This is a genomic window from Psychrobacter sp. T6-1 (assembly GCF_052258445.1).
Genome location: NZ_JBQQFC010000580.1, coordinates 1 through 965, shown reverse-complemented (window position 1 = coordinate 965; position 965 = coordinate 1). Strand labels below are relative to the sequence as shown.

Below are 965 nucleotides of genomic sequence, written 5' to 3'. Positions count from 1 at the left end.
GTGTCTTTGGGAGAATGGCTGGCGGTGACCATGATGCCATGACCGTCATACTGCTCTGTCCAAAAGGCCATCATAGGTGTGGTAACAAGCCCTAAATAGATAACCTGAAGCCCTCGCTGCTGTATACGCTTGGTCAGAGCCTCAGCAATACACTCGCTACCGCAGCGTACATCAAAACCTATGATGACGGTGGTCTCTTTGACTCGAGACTGAGAGGATGATGGAGTAGTCGTGTGCGGTTCGTCAGTGAGATACTTACGAGATTTGCTATCAGAATCACGGCTATAAAGCCGAAAAAAAGCGTCGCCTAATGCTTGTATAAAAACGCTGGTAAAGTATTGCTTATCCCCGCGAATATCATAGGCACGAAACAAGGAGCGCTGCGTAGCAAAGGGGGGTGTCATTACTACGTCTCCTTATTTTAACTAACAACATAATAGGTATAAAAAATCGAAAGTTATTGACGACCTGAATGACCAAAACCGCCTGCGCCGCGCGCGCTGATATCAGTAAAATCTGTTACAACCTCAAACTCAGGACGCGCAATCGGTACGACGATATACTGCGCCATACGATCAGCAGGATTCAGAACGAAATCCTCATCGCTACGATTCCAGACACTAACCATCAACTCACCTTGATAGTCGGCATCGATTAATCCGACTAAGTTACCAAGTACAATACCATGTTTGTGACCCAGACCTGAGCGCGGCAATATCATGCCTGCATAATTGGGATCGGCGATATATACCGCCAGCCCTGTACCAATTAGATGCGTCGTGCCTGCTTTAATCGTCAAAGGCGCGTCTATACAAGCACGCAGATCAATACCTGCTGAGCCGTCGGTGGCGCGCGTCGGTAGCGCAAATGACTCATCATTGATAAGTCTAGGATTTAGAACTTTGACTTGTACCGCTTGCATAACGTACTCGCTGTTTATTTTGTTTATAGAATTAACTCGTTTA

At 46.6% G+C, this 965-nt stretch carries 1 protein-coding gene and 1 pseudogene; both read right to left on the bottom strand.

From position 1 onward, the window contains the following. Positions 1-404: pseudogene (locus ACTXGO_RS14735) on the bottom strand (phosphomannomutase); the annotation flags it as partial. Between the two features lie 53 nt (positions 405-457). Further along, complete coding sequence (gene dut, locus ACTXGO_RS14730; protein WP_443543466.1) at positions 458-922, bottom strand: dUTP diphosphatase; 465 nt, start codon at positions 920-922, stop codon at positions 458-460. Between the last annotated feature and the right edge of the window lie 43 nt (positions 923-965).

Coding starts and splice junctions, on each gene's coding strand:
- dut (WP_443543466.1), bottom strand. CDS start 922: ATGCAAGCGGTACAAGTCAAAGTTCTAAATCCTAGACTTATCAATGAT.